The following is a 17,064-nucleotide window of genomic DNA, read 5'->3' on the forward strand; positions in this document are numbered from 1 at the left end:
GGACACGGCACCCCGCACGATGACGTCATGACAAAGGAACCCGTCTCCCTCGCCTCCGCCCTCGCGTCCTTCACCGAGCAGTGGAGTCCCCGCATCGTCACCTCCGTCAACGACTACGACGTCCGCATCGCCAAGGTCGAGGGCGAGCACGTCTGGCACGTGCACGACCACACCGACGAGTTCTTCCTGGTCCTCGACGGCGAACTGCACATCGCCCTGCGCGAACCGGCCGGGGAGCGAACGGTGGTCCTGCCCAAGGGTTCGGTCTTCACCGTTCCGCGCGGCACGGAACACAAGCCCTACGCCCCCGCCCCCGCGGCGATCCTGCTCCTCGAACCGACGGGGACGTCGACCGTGGGGGACCGGCACGACGAGGTGCCCGGCCATGTGGACGTGACGACGGGGCACGCCTTGACGTGATGTCAGCGGGGCTCAGGCACCGTAGCCGTTGTGGTACCCGTCCCGGGTGGGGTGGTGGGGCCGTTCCTCGACGACCGGGGTCGTCGGCGGCATCACGACGCGGCGGCGCCGGGCGATGCTGCTGAACGTCGCGACACCGATCAGGCCGACGATCATGAAGATGACGCCGACCAGGTCGAGGTTCACGCCCTGCATGTCCCAGTCGGTCGCGAACGTGAGGATGGCTCCCACGGCGATGAGGATGATGCACCCGCCGAGGCCCATGAGTGTCGCCTCCCTGTAGATCCGGTCGGTTCCGGGTCTCCGGTCGATCCGGTTCCGTTCGGGTACCCCCGGCCGGAACACACATGCGACACAGGGGTGTTCCGGCCGGGGCACGCTCGGGGACTCAGCCCTCCAGGAACGCCACCAGCGCGTTCGCCAGCAGGTGCGGGTCGTCGGCGCCGCACAACTCCCGGGCGCTGTGCATCGAGAGGATGGCCGCGCCGATGTCGACGGTGCTGATGCCGTGCCGGGCCGCGGTGATGGGGCCGATGGTCGTGCCGCACGGCATGGAGTTGTTGGAGACGAACGTCTGGAAGGGGACGTTCGCCTTCTCGCAGGCGGCGGCGAACACCGCGCGGCCCGAACCGTCCGTGGCGTAGCGGTTGTTGACGTTGACCTTGAGGATGGGGCCGCCGTTGACGCGCGGCTGGTGCGTCGGGTCGTGCCGCTCCGCGTAGTTGGGGTGGACGGCGTGGCCGGTGTCGGAGGACAGGCAGACCGTGCCGGCGAAGGCGCGTGCCCGGTCCTCGTACGAGCCGCCCCGCGCGAACACCGAGCGTTCCAGCACGCTGCCGAGGAGCGGGCCGTCGGCGCCGGTGTCCGACTGGGAGCCGGTCTCCTCGTGGTCGAAGGCGGCCAGGACCGGGATGTACGGGAGGTCCGCGCCGGAGGTGGCGACCGCGGCCAGGGCGGCCACGCCGGCGTGCACGGACAGCAGGTTGTCCATGCGGGGCCCGGCCACCAGGTCCCGGTCGCGGCCCAGGTACGCCGGGGGCTCCACCGAGTGGGTCATCAGGTCCCAGCCGGTGACCTCGCCGCGGGCGAGACCCGCCTCCTCCTCCAGGAAGGCGATCAGGTCGCCGTCGCGGACGGTGTCGCCCAGGCCCCAGACCGGCTGGAGGTGGCGCTGCTTGTCGAGCTTGAGGCCCTCCGCGGACACGTTGCGGTCCATGTGGATGGCGAGTTGCGGGACGCGGAGCAGCGGGCGGTCGACGTTGACCAGGCGGGTCGAGCCGTCGCGCAGCGTGAGCCGGCCGGCCAGGCCCAGGTCGCGGTCCAGCCAGGAGTTCATCAGCGGACCGCCGTAGATCTCCACGGCGACCTGGCGCCAGCCGTGCGCCCCGGTGTCCGGGCGGGGCTTCACGCGCAGGTTGGGGGAGTCGGTGTGCGCGCCGACGATGCGGAAGGGGGTGTGCGGGGCCGCGCCCTCGGGGACGTACCAGGCCACGATCGCGCCGCCGCGCAGCACGTACGTGCCGCCGGTCGTCCCTTCCCACGCGTCCGTCTCCGAGACCTGCCGGAAACCGGCCTTCTCCAGCCGCTCGGCGGCGGTGGCCACCGCGTGGTACGGCGTGGGGCCGGCCGCGAGGAAGGACATGAGGTCGTCGGTGTGGCCGCGGCCGAAGGTGAGAGGCGCGCGCGCAGCGCTCCGGGCAGAGGCGGCGGCGGGAGACGGGCGGGAGGGTGCGCTCATGGGATTCACCTTAACGACGTACGAGGGCCCGCTCCCCGTATGGCGGGAGCGGGCCCTCGTCAGGCTGTGTGGAATTGGTGGAGGAGGCGGACGGGTTCTAGAAGGCCGCCTCGTCCAGCTCCATCAGGTCCAGCTCGACACCCTGGGCGACCTTGCGGGCCATGGTGACGCCGGGCAGCACGTTGGCCGCGAAGAACTTCGCCGCGGCGATCTTGCCGGTGTAGAAGGCCTTGTCCTTGGCGGAGGCGGTCGGCAGCTTCTCGGCGGCGATCGCGGCGCCCTTGAGGAGCAGGTAGCCGACGATCACGTCGCCGGAGGCGAGCAGCAGGCGGGTGGTGTTGAGGCCCACCTTGTAGATGTTCTTGACGTCCTGCTCGGTGGCCGCGAGGTCGGTCAGCATGAGACCGACGATGGCCTCCAGCTCGACGGCGGCCTTGGCCAGGTGCTCGCGGGCGCCGGACAGCTCCTCGCCGCCGGTGCCGAGGGCGAGGAACTTCTTGATGTCCTCGGCGAGCGAGTTCAGCGCGGCGCCCTGGTTGCGGACGATCTTCCGGAAGAAGTAGTCCTGGCCCTGGATCGCCGTGGTGCCCTCGTACAGGGTGTCGATCTTGGCGTCGCGGATGTACTGCTCGATCGGGTACTCCTGGAGGAACCCGGAGCCGCCGAAGGTCTGGAGCGACTGGGCGAGCTGCTCGTAGGCCTTCTCCGAGCCGTAGCCCTTGACGATCGGCAGGAGCAGGTCGTTGAGGGCGTGCTCGGTGGCGGCGTCCTCGCCGTTCGCCTCCTTGACCTGGATCTCGTCCTGGACGGAGGCGGTGTACATCACCAGCGCGCGCATGCCCTCGGCGTACGCCTTCTGCGTCATGAGGGAGCGGCGGACGTCCGGGTGGTGGGTGATGGTGACCTTGGGGGCCGTCTTGTCCATGAAGTTGGCCAGGTCGGGGCCCTGGACGCGCTCCTTGGCGTACTCCAGGGCGTTGAGGTAGCCCGTGGAGAGGGTGGAGATCGCCTTCGTGCCGACCATCATGCGGGCGAACTCGATGATGCGGAACATCTGGCGGATGCCGTCGTGCTTGTCGCCGATCAGCCAGCCCTTGGCGGGGTGGCGGTCGCCGAAGGTCATCTCGCAGGTGTTGGAGGCCTTCAGGCCCATCTTGTGCTCGACGTTGGTGGCGTAGACGCCGTTGCGCTCGCCCAGCTCGCCGGTCTCGAAGTCGAACTCGTACTTCGGGACGAGGAAGAGGGACAGGCCCTTGGTGCCGGGCCCGGCGCCCTCGGGGCGGGCGAGGACGTAGTGGAGGATGTTCTCCGACATGTCGTGCTCGCCGGACGTGATGAAGCGCTTGACGCCCTCGATGTGCCAGGAGCCGTCCTCCTGCTGGACCGCCTTGGTGCGGCCGGCGCCGACGTCCGAGCCCGCGTCCGGCTCGGTGAGCACCATGGTGGAGCCCCACTGCTTCTCCACGGCGAAGGACGCGATGTGCTTCTGCGCCTCGTTGCCCTCCTCGAAGAGGATGCCCGCGAACGCCGGGCCGGAGGAGTACATCCACACGGCCGGGTTGGCGCCGAGGATCAGCTCCGCGTAGGCCCAGATCAGGGAGCGCGGCGAGGTGGTGCCGCCGATCTCCTCGGGCAGGCCCAGGCGCCAGTACTCGGAGTCCATGAAGGCCTGGTAGCTCTTCTTGAAGGACGCCGGGACCGGCGCGGTGTTGGTCTCCGGGTCGAAGACCGGCGGGTTGCGGTCGGCGTCGGCGAAGGACTCGGCCAGCTCGTTCTCCGAGAGGCGGGTCAGCTCCTCCAGGACGCTCTTGGCGGTGTCCGTGTCCATCTCCGCGAACGGGCCGGTGCCGTACACCTTGTCACGGCCGAGCACCTCGAAGAGGTTGAACTCGATGTCCCGGAGATTCGGCTTGTAGTGCCCCATGGCGACGGCTCCGTTGAGAGATCGGCGAGGCACTGGCTCCTCGCATCTGTTACACGTACCTACTTCACGTACCAACTAGTAGCTACGATGATGCTACCCGTCGGTAATAAGAAGCAACCCCGAGCGGGTCATCTGTGACTCGTTACTCGTTACTCTTTGCGGCATGTACGGCTACGACCAGACCGCGGGTCCTCAGCAGCAGCAGTACGCCCCGCCGCAGCAGCCGATGTCCGGCGGATACGGGCAGCAGCCGCCGCTGTACCCCGAGCCGTCCCCGCCCTCGCTCGCGGACGCGGTGCGCGCCTTCACCACCGGCCAGATGTCCGCCGAGGACTTCCAGCAGATCTTCGCGACCTCGAAGGTCTACTGCCCGCGCGGCGACAACCCCGGCTTCCTCGCGCTGCACAACACCCAGCAGCCGGTGATCCCCATGTTCACCGGACTCAAGGAACTGCGCCGGTACGCGGGCAAGGAGTCCAAGTACTTCGTGATCACCGGCGCGGAGGTGATCGACCTCCTGCCGACCGGCTACGGCTTCGTACTGGACATGGAGGGCGAGCACCGGATGGTCTTCGACGCGAAGGCCGTCGAACAGATGGTCGATTTCGCGATGCGCCGGATGTATGGCTAGACGCCAATGCCGCGCGCACGGCTGATCGGTGGCGCTCGACTCTGTGAGCCCGGGGGGAATGCCCTCCGGGCTTTCGCGGTTCTGGGTGACAAGAAGTTCAACGCTCAACTAAAGTGGGGCGCACGCCGCCCGAGGAGGACGACATGCCTGCCGTGACCGTCGAGAACCCGTTGACGCTGCCCCGCGTATCCGCACCCGCCGACGCCGTCGCACGTCCCGTGCTCACCGTCACGACCGCGCCCAGCGGTTTCGAGGGTGAGGGCTTCCCGGTTCGCCGCGCGTTCGCCGGGATCAACTACCGCCATCTCGACCCGTTCATCATGATGGACCAGATGGGTGAGGTGGAGTACGCGCCCGGTGAGCCCAAGGGCACGCCCTGGCACCCTCACCGCGGTTTCGAGACCGTCACCTACATCATCGACGGGATCTTCGACCACCAGGACTCGCAGGGCGGTGGCGGCACCATCACCAACGGGGACACCCAGTGGATGACGGCGGGCTCCGGTCTGCTGCACATCGAGGCGCCGCCGGAGCAGCTGGTCATGTCCGGCGGGCTCTTCCACGGGCTCCAGCTGTGGGTGAACCTGCCGGCCCGGGACAAGATGATGGCCCCCAGGTACCAGGACATCCGCAGCGGCTCCGTCCAGCTGCTCACCTCCCCGGACGGCGGCGCGCTGATGCGCGTCATCGCCGGTGACCTGGACGGTCACGAGGGGCCCGGCATCACCCACACGCCGATCACGATGATCCACGCCACGCTCGCGCCCGGCGCCGAGATCACCCTGCCCTGGCGGGAGGAGTTCAACGGCCTGGCGTACGTGATGGCCGGACGCGGGTCCGTGGGCGCCGAGCGGCGGCCGATCCACCTGGGGCAGACCGCCGTCTTCGGCGCCGGAGGCTCGCTGACCGTCCGCGCGGACGAGAAGCAGGACGCGCACACCCCCGACCTGGAGGTCGTGCTGCTCGGCGGGCAGCCGATCCGGGAGCCGATGGCGCACTACGGGCCGTTCGTCATGAACACCCGTGAGGAACTCCAGCAGGCCTTCGAGGACTTCCAGAAGGGCCGCCTGGGCACGGTTCCGGCCGTGCACGGGATGTCCGCGGCGGGGCCTGACGCCTGACGCCTGACGCCTGACGTCGGCTGACTGGGCGTCACGCTGACGCCGTGTCCCCCGGGCGGGCCGTCCGCGCAGGACAGCCCGCCCGGTGCGTGATCGGCTGGGAGCGTGCAGCTGCTTCCCGGTCCGGTCCGTCGGTTCGCCGCCTGGTGTGCCGTCATCCTGCTCGCCAGCGGTGTCGTCTACGTCGCGATCCGGCTCTGCGTCGAGTTCCGCACCGCGGTGACGCCGGCACTGCTCGCGCTGCTCGGGACCGCCCTGCTCAGACCGCTGCACCGGTGGCTGGTGAAGGCGCACGTGCAGCGGTCGCTGGCCGCCGGGCTCACCTGTGTCGCCGTCGTCGCCGTGGTCGGCGGGGCCGTGTACATCGTGGTGGCCGCGCTCGTCGAGACGGGCGACCAGATCATCGCCTCGCTGCGGAACGCGGCGCGGGACATCGCCGACCACTTCGGGGCGGCCGGGACCTCGCTGGACGACATGGCGTCCAACGCGAGGGAGCTGCTGGGCAAGTTCGGCGGTACGGCCGCCTCGGGGGTGGTCACCGGGATCAGCGTCGTCGGCGAGATGCTGGCCATGGCCGTGCTGGCGCTGCTGCTCGTCTTCTTCTTCCTGCGCGACTCCGACCGGGCCGTCGGCACGGTGCGCGCCATCGCCCCGCCCGGCGGCGCCGACATGGTCGAGGCGATGTCCCGGCGGGCCTTCGGGGCCGTCGAGGGCTTCATGCGGGGCACCACCCTCATCGCCCTCATCGACGCGGTCTGCATCACCGTCGGGCTGCTCGTCCTGCGTGTCCCCGGCGCCGTCGGGCTCGGCGCGCTGGTCTTCGTCGGGGCGTACATCCCCTACCTCGGGGCGTTCATCTCGGGAGCCGTCGCCGTGCTGGTCGCGCTGGCCGACCGGGGGTTCGTGATCGCGCTGTGGGCCCTCGGGGTGGTCCTGGCCGTGCAGGTGCTGGAGGGGCATGTGCTCCAGCCGATGATCCAGAGCCGGACCGTGCAGATGCACCCGGCCCTCGTGCTGCTCGCGCTCACCGCGGGGGCGTCGGTGGCGGGCATCCTGGGCATGCTGCTCGCCGTTCCGCTGACCGCGGCGGCGTTCGGGGTCGTCCACGAGGTCCAGGCGCGTTACGCCGCGTCGGGGTCGCCGACGGGGCCGAGGCCGTCTCCGGGGCCGTCCTCCGGTCCCGCGGACTCGTAGACCTCGTACCAGATGCTCTTGCCCTCGCCGCGCGGGGCGACTCCCCACGCGTCCGCGAGCAACTCGATCAGCATCAGGCCGCGTCCGGAGGACGCCATCTCCCCCGGCCGGCGCTTGTGCGGCAGGTCGTCGCCGGTGTCGGTGACCTCCACCCGGATCAGCCGCTCGCCCGGCACCCCGACGACCTCGGCGACCAGCAGGGCGTCGGCGTCGGTGTGCACGAGGACGTTGGTCAGCATCTCGGAGAGCAGGAGCACCGCGGCGTCCCGCTGCTCCTCGTTCGGCCAGTCGTGCAGCAGGTCGCGCAGATGCTGCCGGGCGGTGGCGATCCGCGCGGGCTCGGCCTGCGCGACCGTCAGCATCGTGCGGCGCACCGACGGCCTGGCCACGGTGCTGTCGCCGCAGCCGCAGCCCTCGCCCTGCCGGCACAGCAGCAGCAGGGCGATGTCGTCCTCCCGCCGGTCGGCCAGCGGGCCGGTGGTGTGGTGCGAGGAGGGCCCGTGCACCGCCTGGATCAGCGCGTCGGCCAGTTCCTCCAGACCGCCGTCGTGCTCCTCCAGGACGACGCGGAGGCGGTGCCAGCCGGTCTGCAGGTCGTGGCCGCCGGTCTCCACCAGGCCGTCCGTGCACAGCATCAGGGTGTCCCCGGGTTCCAGGGCGAGCCGCGTGGTCGGGTAGTCGGAGTCCGGGTCGATGCCGAGGGGCAGTCCGCCCGCCGTGGCGAGGATCAGCGCCGTCCCGTCCGCCAGGCGCACGACCGGGTCCAGATGCCCGGCGCGGGCGCTCTCCACGGTGCCGGTCGCGGGGTCGACCTCGGCGTAGTAGCAGGTCGCGAAGCGCGTGTCCCCGGGGTCGTCGTCGGACTGGGCGAGACCGTGGAAGAAGTGGGAGGCGCGGGAGAGCACCGCGTCGGGACGGTGGCCCTCGGCGGCGTAGGCGCGCAGGGCGATGCGCAGCTGGCCCATCAGCCCGGCCGCGCGTACGTCGTGTCCCTGGACGTCGCCGATGACCAGGGCGAAGCGGCCCCCGGGCAACTGGATCATGTCGTACCAGTCGCCGCCGACCTGGAGGCCGCCGCCGGTGGGGACGTAGCGGGCGGCGACGCCCATGCCGGGGATCTCCGGGCCGAGCACGGGCAGCATGGTGCGCTGCAGCCCTTCGGACAGCTCCCGCTGGGTCTCGGCGGCGCCCGCCCGGGACAGGGCCTGCGCCAGCATCCGCGCCACGGTGGTCAGCACCGACCGTTCGTCCGGCGTGAACGCGACCGGGTAGGCGAAGGCCGCCATCCAGGCGCCCATCGGGCGGCCCGCCACGGTCAGCGGCAGGAAGGCCCAGGAGCGGCGGCCGAAGCGCTCGGCGAGCGGCCAGGTGAGGGGGTAGCGGGCCCGGTACTGCGCGGGGGAGGAGAGATAGACGGCACGGCCGGTGCGGACCGCCTCGGCGGCCGGGTAGTCCGTGTCCAGCGGCATGTTCACGAACGGGTTCATGTCGTTCTGCGGCTGTCCGTGGTGGCCGATGACCGTCAGGCGGTCGCCGGAGACCCCGAACACCGCGAGCCCGTCCGGGGAGAACCCCGGCATCGACAGTCCCGCCGCGACCCGCAGCACCTCTTCGGTGGACCGGGCCTCGGCCAGTGCCCGGCCCGCGTCCAGGAGGAACGCCTCCCGGGAGCGGCGCCAGTCGCCGGTGACCGCGCTGCGCCCGGCGGGCGTGCCCGGCGTCGGCTCGGCGACCTCCTGAAGGGTGCCGATCAGCTCGTAGGCCTTGCGCACGCGGTCGAACGACGGCTTGGAGCGGCTGCGCACGATCCGGACGATGTGTCCCAGCTCGTCCATGATCCGGATCCGGACCTCGGCGAGGGTGCCCTCGGCGACGGCGAGCTGGACCACCCCGGTGATCTCGTTCCAGTCCACCGGATGCAACCGGGCCCGCACCTGGGCCTCGGTGAGGCACGCCGGTTCCGCGGGCAGCCCGAGCAGGCGGGCCGCCTCCGCGTCGACCGTGACCTCTCCGGCGGCGGTGTCCCAGCGCCACAGACCGGTCGCGAGAGCGGCAAGGACGTCCCCCACCTCGGGCAGGGGCTCTCCAGTGCGCATTTCCCCACTGTAAGAAGAGGAGATCGAACGCTGCCACCGGTCGGCCTCCCGCCGCCCTCCCGCCCGCCCCGTGCCCGCCCTGGCGCCCGCCCTCGTGTCAATGGGGAGGAAGACAGCTGTGGGTGCCCGGTACGCTGGGGTTGTTTCACGTGAAACGCGAAACGCCATCCCCGATCCACGAAGGCTGGATGAACGACGATGCATCGGTACAGGTCCCACACCTGCGGCGAGCTCCGCTCCTCTGACGTCGGCACCGACGTCCGACTGAGTGGCTGGCTGCACAATCGGCGCGACCTGGGCGGCATCCTCTTCATCGATCTGCGCGATCACTACGGCATCACGCAGCTCGTCGCCCGTCCGGGCACCGAGGCCTACGAGGCGCTGGACAAGCTGACCAAGGAATCGACCGTCCGTGTCGACGGCAAGGTCGTCTCCCGGGGCGCCGACAACATCAACCCCGACCTGCCCACCGGCGAGGTCGAGGTCGAGGTGGGCGTGGTCGAGCTGCTCGGCGCCGCCCAGCCGCTGCCCTTCACCATCAACGCCGAGGACGGGGTCAACGAGGAGCGGCGCCTGGAGTACCGCTTCCTGGACCTGCGCCGCGAGCGCATGCACCGCAACATCATGCTGCGCACGGCGGTCATCTCGGCGATCCGTCACAAGATGGTGGCCCTCGGCTTCAACGAGATGGCGACGCCCATCCTCACCGCCACCTCCCCCGAGGGCGCCCGCGACTTCGTGGTGCCCTCGCGCCTGCACGCGGGCCGCTTCTACGCTCTCCCCCAGGCGCCGCAGCAGTTCAAGCAGCTGCTGATGATCTCCGGCTTCGACCGGTACTTCCAGATCGCGCCCTGCTTCCGCGACGAGGACGCCCGTGCCGACCGCTCGCCGGGTGAGTTCTACCAGCTCGACGTCGAGATGAGCTTCGTCGAGCAGGAGGACGTCTTCCAGCCGGTCGAGCGGCTGATGACGGAGCTGTTCACGGAGTTCGGCGGCGGCCGCGAGGTCACCTCGCCCTTCCCGCGGATCCCGTTCCGCGAGGCGATGCTGAAGTACGGCTCCGACAAGCCGGACCTGCGCGCCCAGCTGGAGCTCGTCGACATCACCGACATCTTCGCGGGCTCGGAGTTCAAGGCCTTCGCCGGCAAGCACGTCCGCGCGCTGCCCGTCCCGGACGTCTCGGGCCAGCCCCGCAAGTTCTTCGACCAGCTCGGCGACTACGCCGTCTCGCAGGGCGCCAAGGGTTTGGCCTGGGTCCGCGTCGGCGAGGACGGCCAGCTGTCCGGCCCGATCGCGAAGTTCCTCACGGAGGAGAACGTCGCGGAGCTGACCAAGCGGCTCTCCCTGGCGCCCGGGCACGCGGTGTTCTTCGGCGCGGGCGAGTTCGACGAGGTATCGAAGATCATGGGCGCGGTGCGGGTCGAGGCCGCCAAGCGCGCCGGGCACTTCGAGGAGAACGTCTTCCGGTTCTGCTGGATCGTCGACTTCCCGATGTACGAGAAGGACGAGGAGACGGGGAGGATCGACTTCTCCCACAACCCCTTCTCCATGCCGCAGGGCGGCATGGACGCCCTGGAGAACCAGGACCCGCTGGACATTCTGGCCTGGCAGTACGACATCGTCTGCAACGGCGTCGAGCTGTCCTCCGGCGCGATCCGGAACCACGAGCCGGACATCATGCTCAAGGCCTTCGCGATCGCGGGCTACGACGCCGAGACCGTCGAGCGCGAGTTCGCCGGCATGCTGCGCGCGCTCCGTTTCGGCGCCCCGCCGCACGGTGGCATCGCCCCGGGCGTCGACCGGATCGTCATGCTGCTCGCCGACGAGCCCAACATTCGCGAGACGATCGCCTTCCCGCTCAACGGCAACGCCCAGGACCTGATGATGGGCGCGCCGACCGAGCTGGACGAGACCCGGCTGAGGGAACTGCACCTGACGGTGCGCAAGCCGCAGCCGAAGTAGTCCGCCTACGGCACGGCACAGGGGCCCGGCACCGGAGATCGATCCGGTGCCGGGCCCCTGTGCGTTCCGTCGCGGGCCTACCGCGCCACGAACTGGGTCAGGATCGCCTGGACCTCGTAGATGTCGACGCCCTTGGTGAAGGTCTTCTGGATGGGGGCCGGGGAGCCGGAGAGCCAGATCTTCAGTTCGGCGTCGAGGTCGAAGGTGCCGGCCGTCTCGACCGCGAAGTGCGTGATGCTGCGGTACGGGATCGAGTGGTACTCCGTCTTCTTCCCGGTGATGCCCTGCTTGTCGACCAGGATCAGCCGCCGGTCGGTGAACAGGATGGTGTCGCGGATCAGCAGGTACGCGGCGTGGACCTGCTCGCCGTGGCCGAGAAGGCGTGCGTACTCCTGCTGTGCCTGGGCCGGGTCGATGCTGTGTGCGTTGCCGAACAATGCCATTGGATGGTCCCCCCACGTGAGCCGGCTGCTCGTCCGATCCTCGCAAAGCGCGAGGCCCGGGAGAAGCTCTGCCTCTCCCGGGCCCCGTGCTGTAGCGAGCGCGTTACGCGGTCGGCTTCTCCTCGAGACGCGGGAAGAGCACCGCGCCCTTGGTGACCGTGGAACCGGCGGGCAGCCGGCCCCAGTAGCCCGCCTCCTGGACCTTCTGGTCCGGGAGACCGCCGAGGGACGCCTCGGCGCCGAGCGAGTCCCAGAGCTTCTGGGAGGTGTCCGGCATGATCGGGTTCAGGAGGACCGCCACCGCGCGGAGGGACTCCGCGGCCGTGTAGAGGATCGTCGCCAGGCGGGCCTTGCCCTCCGGTGAATCGTCCTTGGCGACCTTCCAGGGCTCCTGCTCGGTGATGTAGCCGTTGACCTGCTTGACGAAGTCGAAGACGGCGAGGATGCCGCCCTGGAAGTCCAGCTCCTCGCCGATCTTCCGGTCGGCCTCCGTGACGGCCTTGGTCAGGCCGTCGTGGATGGCCTTCTCGGCGTCCCCGTCCGCCGTGGCGGCCGGCAGCTCGCCGCCGAAGTACTTGCCGACCATGGCCGCGACGCGGGAGGCGAGGTTGCCGTAGTCGTTGGCCAGCTCGCTGGTGTAGCGGGCGGAGAAGTCCTCCCAGGAGAACGAGCCGTCCTGGCCGAACGCGATCGCGCGCAGGAAGTACCAGCGGTACGCGTCGACGCCGAAGTGCGAGGTCAGGTCCTGCGGCTTGATGCCGGTCAGATTCGACTTGCTCATCTTCTCGCCGCCGACCATCAGCCAGCCGTTCGCGGCGATCTTCCCGGGCAGGGGGAGGCCCTGCGCCATCAGCATCGCCGGCCAGATGATCGCGTGGAAGCGGAGGATATCCTTGCCGACCAGGTGGACGTCGGCCGGGAAGGTGGCCTCGAACTTCTCCGGGTTCTCGTTGTAGCCGACCGCCGTGGCGTAGTTCAGCAGGGCGTCGATCCACACGTAGATGACGTGCTTGTCGTCCCAGGGGACCGGCACGCCCCAGTCGAAGGTCGAGCGGGAGATGGAGAGGTCCTGCAGGCCCTGGCGGACGAAGTTCACGACCTCGTTGCGCGCGGACTCGGGCTGGATGAAGCCCGGGTTGGCCTCGTAGTGGGCGAGGAGCTTCTCGCTGTACTCGCTCAGCTTGAAGAAGTAGTTCTCCTCGCTGAGGATCTCCACCGGCTTCTTGTGGATCGGGCAGAGCTTCTGGCCCGCGTACTCGCCCTCGCCGTCGAGCAGCTCACCGGGGAGCTTGTACTCCTCGCAGCCCACGCAGTACGGGCCCTCGTAGCCGCCCTTGTAGATCTCGTCCTTGTCGTACAGGTCCTGCACGAACTCCTGGACGCGGTCGGTGTGCCGCTTCTGCGTGGTGCGGATGAAGTCGTCGTTCGCGATGTCGAGGTGCTCCCACAGGGGCTTCCAGGCCTCGGTGACGAGCTTGTCGGCCCAGGCCTGCGGGGTGACCCCGTTCGCCTCGGCCGTGCGCATGATCTTCTGACCGTGCTCGTCCGTGCCGGTGAGGTACCACACCTTCTCGCCGCGCTGGCGGTGCCAGCGGGTGAGCACGTCGCCTGCGACGGTCGTATAGGCGTGGCCCAGGTGAGGAGCGTCGTTGACGTAGTAAATGGGGGTCGAGACGTAGAACGCCTTCGCCCCCTGCTTCTCGTTTCCAGTGGCCGCCATGGTCGAAATCCTACTGGTCCGATGGAGATCGACTCACACGCGTTTCGGGGGGCGGACAGGGGTGACCTCCCCTGTCCGCCCCCCGTCGGGCGGTTCCGGTGCCCTGGTGTCCTACGGGCGCCAGGTGGCCAGTACGCCCTCGTAGAGCTCCTTGTCGGTGAGCTCCTTGGGGGTCTCGCCGGCGAGGAAGTGGGACGCGTTGCCCGTCTTGAGCTTGCGGAGGTAGTCGAAGGCCTTGTTCTCCGGGTCGCCGAAGGCGACGAAGGAGAAGTGGACGTTCGGGTGCTCGGCCGCCGCCTTGGTGAGGGACTGGGTGGCCGGGGTCTTGGCGTCGGGGGCGCCGTCGGTCTGGAAGACCACCAGGGCGGGGGTGCCGGGGGCCTCCTTCGCGTGGTGCGCGAGGACCGCGTCCACGGCGGCGTGGTAGCTGGTGCGGCCCATGCGGCCGAGCGCTGCGTGCAGCTCGTCGATCTTGTTCTCGTGGTCGGCCAGGGTGAGGTCGCCGGTGCCGTCCACTTCCGTGGAGAAGAACGTGACGTGGACCGTGGCCTCGGGGTCCAGGTGGGCGGCGAGCGCGAGCGTCTGCTCGGCGAGGGCCTGGGCGGAGCCGTCCTTGTAGTAGGGGCGCATGGAGGCGGAGCGGTCGAGGACCAGGTGGACCTTGGCGCGGGCGCCGGTGAGGTCGTGCTTCTTGAGGGCGGTGCCGGCGGCCTTGTAGGCGGTGGCCAGGCCGGGGGCGCGGGAGCGGAGGCGGGCCGCAGGTGTTGCCGGTTTTGCGGGCTCGGTCTCGCCGGGTGCGTCTGCCTCCGGCTGGGGGGTCGGTTCGGCCTCGGCTTCGCCTTCGGCCCCTGTGTTCCCACCCGCACCGCCCGTGCCGCTTTCGTCGTCGGGTGCGGGTGGCCCCTGGGGGGCTTCCTCGCCGTCGGCGGCTGCGGGTTCCGGCTGCGTCTCGGACTCGGACTCGGACTCGGGCTCGGGGGCCGGTTCCGGCTCCGCCTTGGGCTCGGGCTCGGGCTCGGGGTCGGGGTCGGGGGCCGGTTCCGGGGCCGCCGCCTCGGGCTTCGTTTCCGCCTCCGGCGTCGGGGCCGCCTCGGGTTCCGCTTCCGCCTCCGGCTTCGCCGCCGGCTCCGGGTCCGCGGTCTCCGTCGGTTTGGGGACCGCGATGTTGGCGAAGGCGGCCTTGACGAGTTCGTGTTCGTCGGAGGAGGTCGGGGGTGCCGTGCGGGGCTCGGGGACCTGGGCCGCCGCCTTGGGGGCGGGGGTGGGGGCCTCCGTCTGCTCCGGTGCCTCGGTCGGCTCCGGGGGTGCGGTGGGCTGGGACGGGAGCTTCGGCTCCGGCGCGGTGGCCGGCGGTGCCGTCTCCTGCGTCACACCCTCCGCCTGGGCGGCCCGTTCTTTGCGTGACCGGCCGAACACGTTCCGCAGAGAGGTGAGAATGCCCATGTGCGCAACCCTTCGCGTGAGTTGATGCCCGTCAATCCCTGGCCAGGACGGACACGTAAGGTTAGCGGCCCTGAATTGTGATCTTGTGCAGGGTCTGCCATGAAACCCCGGGCGCGTCAAGGTGGGATCGAGCCGCCGCGGTAATTCCCTTACCGCTTCCGCGGATTCACCCGCCGTTCACCGCGGCGCCCGTCTCCCGCACGTATGTGCACCTACGGTCGCGCTGATACCAAGGGCATCCAAGGGCTTCTCAGGGGAGAACACAGTGCGCAAGCTGCTGCCGTTGATCGGAACACCGTCCGGTTCGCATCCTGGCGGCCGGTCCGCCATGACCTGCCGTTTCCGGTGTGGAGACGCCTGCTTCCACGAGGTGCCCAACACCAGCTCCAACGAGTACGTCGGCGACGTGATCGCCGGTGCGCTCAGCCGCCGCTCCATGATGCGGGCCGCGGCCGTCGTCACCGTCGCCGCGGCGGGCGCCGGTGCCGTGGGTGTGGCCGGGGCGCCGTCGGCGCAGGCCGCGCCGGTGGCCGGGAGGGGGCACGGGACGGGGCACGGGAAACCGTCGACATCACGGGGTGCGCGTGGGCTGCGGTTCACGCCCGTCGCGCCCAACACCGACGACGCCGTCACCGTCCCGGAGGGGTACCGGCAGGACGTCGTGATCCGTTGGGGTGAACCCATTCTGCGCGGGGCGCCCGCCTTCGACCCGGAGAACCAGACCGCCAGGGCCCAGGCCGGGCAGTTCGGCTACAACAACGACTTCCTCGCGCTGCTGCCGCTGCGCGGTGAGCGCGGCCGGCAGGTCCTCGTCGCCAACCACGAGTACACCGACGAGATGCTCATGTTCCGCGGCTACGATCCCGACAACCCGACCCGCGAGCAGGTCGAGATCGCCTGGGCCGCGCACGGGCTGTCCGCCGTGGTGGTGGAGGAGGAGCGCGGGAGCGGGAAGCTGACGCCCGTCACGCGGCACCGTCTGAACCGGCGCGTCACCGCGACGACCGAGTTCCGGCTCACCGGCCCGGCCGCCGGGTCCGACCTGGTGAAGACCTCGGCCGACCGGTCCGGCCGCAAGGTGCTCGGCACCCTCAACAACTGCTCCGGCGGCACCACCCCGTGGGGCACGACGCTGCACGGCGAGGAGAACTTCAACCAGTACTTCGCCAACAGCGGCCGGGCGACGGACAAGCGGTACGGGGTCGGCACCGGCGCCACCGAGCGCAAGTGGGAGCGGTTCGACAAGCGCTTCGACGTCGCCCAGGAGCCGAACGAGGTGCACCGTTTCGGGTACGTCGTCGAACTGGACCCGTACGACCCGGAGTCCACCCCGCGCAAGCACACCCTGCTCGGCCGCTTCAAGCACGAGGCGGCGACCGTGCGGCTGACGCACGACGGGCGCCCGGTCGTCTACACCGGCGACGACGAGCGGTTCGACTACTTCTACAAGTTCGTCGGCAGCAAGCGGATGCGCCACGGGAACTCCCGCTGGGCACGTGAGCACAACCTGTCGCTGCTCGACGAGGGCACCCTGTACGTCGCCAAGCTCAGCGGCGACTCCCCGGCGATCGAGATCGACGGCACGGGCAAGCTGCCGTCCGACGGCGAGTTCGACGGCGGCGGCCGCTGGATCCCGCTGGTCACCGCCACCGAGGACGGCGCCGTCTCGCACGTCGACGGCATGAGCGCCGAGGAAGTGTGCGTGTTCACGCGGCTCGCGGGTGACAAGGTCGGCGCGACCAAGATGGACCGTCCCGAGGACATCGAGCCCTCGCCGACGACCGGCAAGGTGTACGTCGCGCTCACCAACAACTCCAACCGCGGCAAGGCCGGTTACGCCGGTCCCGACGAGGCCAACCCGCGAGGCAGCAACAAGCACGGGCATGTCCTGGAGCTGACCGAGCGCTGGAACCGGGCCGACGCCACCAGCTTCGCCTGGTCGCTCTTCCTCGTCGCCGGTGACCCGGAGGACCCGGCGACCTACTTCGCGGGCTTCCCGAAGGACCGGGTCAGCCCGATCTCCTGCCCCGACAACGTCGCCTTCGACGACCACGGCAACCTGTGGCTGTCCACCGACGGCAACGCGCTCGGCACCCACGACGGCCTCTTCGGCGTCGCGACCAAGGGCGACCGGCGCGGTGAGCTGAAGCAGTTCCTGACCGTGCCGACCGGTGCGGAGACCTGCGGACCGCTCATCCAGGACCGGCGCGTGCTGGTCGCCGTGCAGCACCCGGGCGAGGTCGACGGCGCCTCCGTGGACGAGCCGGCCAGCACCTGGCCCGACGGGCCCGGGACGCTCGTGCGTCCGGCGGTCGTCGCCGTGTGGCGCGCGGACGGCCGCGACATCGGCGTCTGAGCACCCCTTCCGAGCG

13 protein-coding genes are annotated in these 17,064 nt (G+C 70.3%); 6 read left to right on the forward strand and 7 right to left on the reverse strand.

Going from position 1 to position 17,064, the window contains the following annotated elements; translation table 11 throughout:
* The first annotated feature begins 27 nt into the window (after positions 1 to 27).
* A complete protein-coding gene (locus tag ACIQ6R_RS21475; RefSeq protein ID WP_404222870.1) occupies positions 28 to 420 on the forward strand; it encodes a cupin domain-containing protein in 393 nt (130 codons plus the stop codon).
* A gap of 12 nt (positions 421 to 432) precedes the next feature.
* On the opposite strand, the gene ACIQ6R_RS21480 is transcribed toward ACIQ6R_RS21475, so the two are convergent.
* The 3 genes from ACIQ6R_RS21480 to ACIQ6R_RS21490 all read right to left on the reverse strand — a co-directional run bounded on the left by ACIQ6R_RS21480 (position 433) and on the right by ACIQ6R_RS21490 (position 4,082).
* Positions 433 to 684: a DUF6458 family protein gene (locus ACIQ6R_RS21480; RefSeq protein ID WP_404173126.1), complete on the reverse strand. Its 252-nt coding sequence runs from the start codon at positions 682 to 684 to the stop codon at positions 433 to 435.
* A 124-nt stretch (positions 685 to 808) separates the two neighbouring features.
* Positions 809 to 2,158, reverse strand: coding sequence for a M18 family aminopeptidase (locus ACIQ6R_RS21485; RefSeq protein ID WP_404173129.1), 1,350 nt, complete (start codon positions 2,156 to 2,158; stop codon positions 809 to 811).
* Positions 2,159 to 2,255: 97 nt separating this feature from the next.
* The gene (locus ACIQ6R_RS21490; protein WP_404222871.1) at positions 2,256 to 4,082 is read right to left on the reverse strand and encodes an acyl-CoA dehydrogenase; all 1,827 of its coding nucleotides are present in this window, start codon (positions 4,080 to 4,082) and stop codon (positions 2,256 to 2,258) included.
* Between the two features lie 163 nt (positions 4,083 to 4,245).
* Between ACIQ6R_RS21490 and ACIQ6R_RS21495 the strand changes: the two genes are divergently transcribed.
* From ACIQ6R_RS21495 to ACIQ6R_RS21505, 3 genes are all read left to right on the forward strand, one after another.
* Entirely contained in the window at positions 4,246 to 4,713 is a 468-nt protein-coding gene (locus tag ACIQ6R_RS21495) for an SseB family protein (protein ID WP_053134171.1), read from the forward strand.
* 143 nt (positions 4,714 to 4,856) lie between these two features.
* Complete coding sequence (locus ACIQ6R_RS21500) at positions 4,857 to 5,834, forward strand: pirin family protein (RefSeq protein WP_404222872.1); 978 nt, start codon at positions 4,857 to 4,859, stop codon at positions 5,832 to 5,834.
* Between the two features lie 105 nt (positions 5,835 to 5,939).
* Positions 5,940 to 7,028: an AI-2E family transporter gene (locus tag ACIQ6R_RS21505; RefSeq protein ID WP_404222873.1), complete on the forward strand. Its 1,089-nt coding sequence runs from the start codon at positions 5,940 to 5,942 to the stop codon at positions 7,026 to 7,028.
* On the opposite strand, the gene ACIQ6R_RS21510 is transcribed toward ACIQ6R_RS21505, so the two are convergent.
* Positions 6,956 to 9,124: a SpoIIE family protein phosphatase gene (locus tag ACIQ6R_RS21510; protein WP_404222874.1), complete on the reverse strand. Its 2,169-nt coding sequence runs from the start codon at positions 9,122 to 9,124 to the stop codon at positions 6,956 to 6,958. The two genes, ACIQ6R_RS21505 and ACIQ6R_RS21510, sit on opposite strands and share 73 nt — an antisense overlap.
* 198 nt (positions 9,125 to 9,322) lie before the next feature.
* Between ACIQ6R_RS21510 and aspS the strand changes: the two genes are divergently transcribed.
* Complete coding sequence (gene aspS, locus ACIQ6R_RS21515) at positions 9,323 to 11,086, forward strand: aspartate--tRNA ligase (RefSeq protein WP_404222875.1); 1,764 nt, start codon at positions 9,323 to 9,325, stop codon at positions 11,084 to 11,086.
* A gap of 77 nt (positions 11,087 to 11,163) precedes the next feature.
* Here aspS and ACIQ6R_RS21520 read toward each other — a convergent pair whose 3' ends face one another.
* From ACIQ6R_RS21520 to ACIQ6R_RS21530, 3 genes are all read right to left on the reverse strand, one after another.
* The gene (locus tag ACIQ6R_RS21520) at positions 11,164 to 11,529 is read right to left on the reverse strand and encodes a PH domain-containing protein (RefSeq protein WP_404222876.1); all 366 of its coding nucleotides are present in this window, start codon (positions 11,527 to 11,529) and stop codon (positions 11,164 to 11,166) included.
* 103 nt (positions 11,530 to 11,632) lie between these two features.
* Positions 11,633 to 13,249, reverse strand: a complete 1,617-nt coding sequence (gene metG, locus ACIQ6R_RS21525) for a methionine--tRNA ligase (RefSeq protein ID WP_404222877.1) — start codon at positions 13,247 to 13,249, stop codon at positions 11,633 to 11,635.
* A 111-nt stretch (positions 13,250 to 13,360) separates the two neighbouring features.
* Positions 13,361 to 14,692, reverse strand: a complete 1,332-nt coding sequence (locus tag ACIQ6R_RS21530) for a VWA domain-containing protein (RefSeq protein WP_404222879.1) — start codon at positions 14,690 to 14,692, stop codon at positions 13,361 to 13,363.
* A 265-nt stretch (positions 14,693 to 14,957) separates the two neighbouring features.
* Between ACIQ6R_RS21530 and ACIQ6R_RS21535 the strand changes: the two genes are divergently transcribed.
* The gene (locus tag ACIQ6R_RS21535) at positions 14,958 to 17,048 is read left to right on the forward strand and encodes a PhoX family protein (RefSeq protein ID WP_404222880.1); all 2,091 of its coding nucleotides are present in this window, start codon (positions 14,958 to 14,960) and stop codon (positions 17,046 to 17,048) included.
* The last annotated feature ends 16 nt before the right edge of the window (positions 17,049 to 17,064 follow it).

Origin of the sequence: Streptomyces sp. NPDC096048 (assembly GCF_044763415.1) — a bacterium.
In the GTDB taxonomy this organism is placed as follows: Bacteria; Actinomycetota; Actinomycetes; order Streptomycetales; family Streptomycetaceae; genus Streptomyces.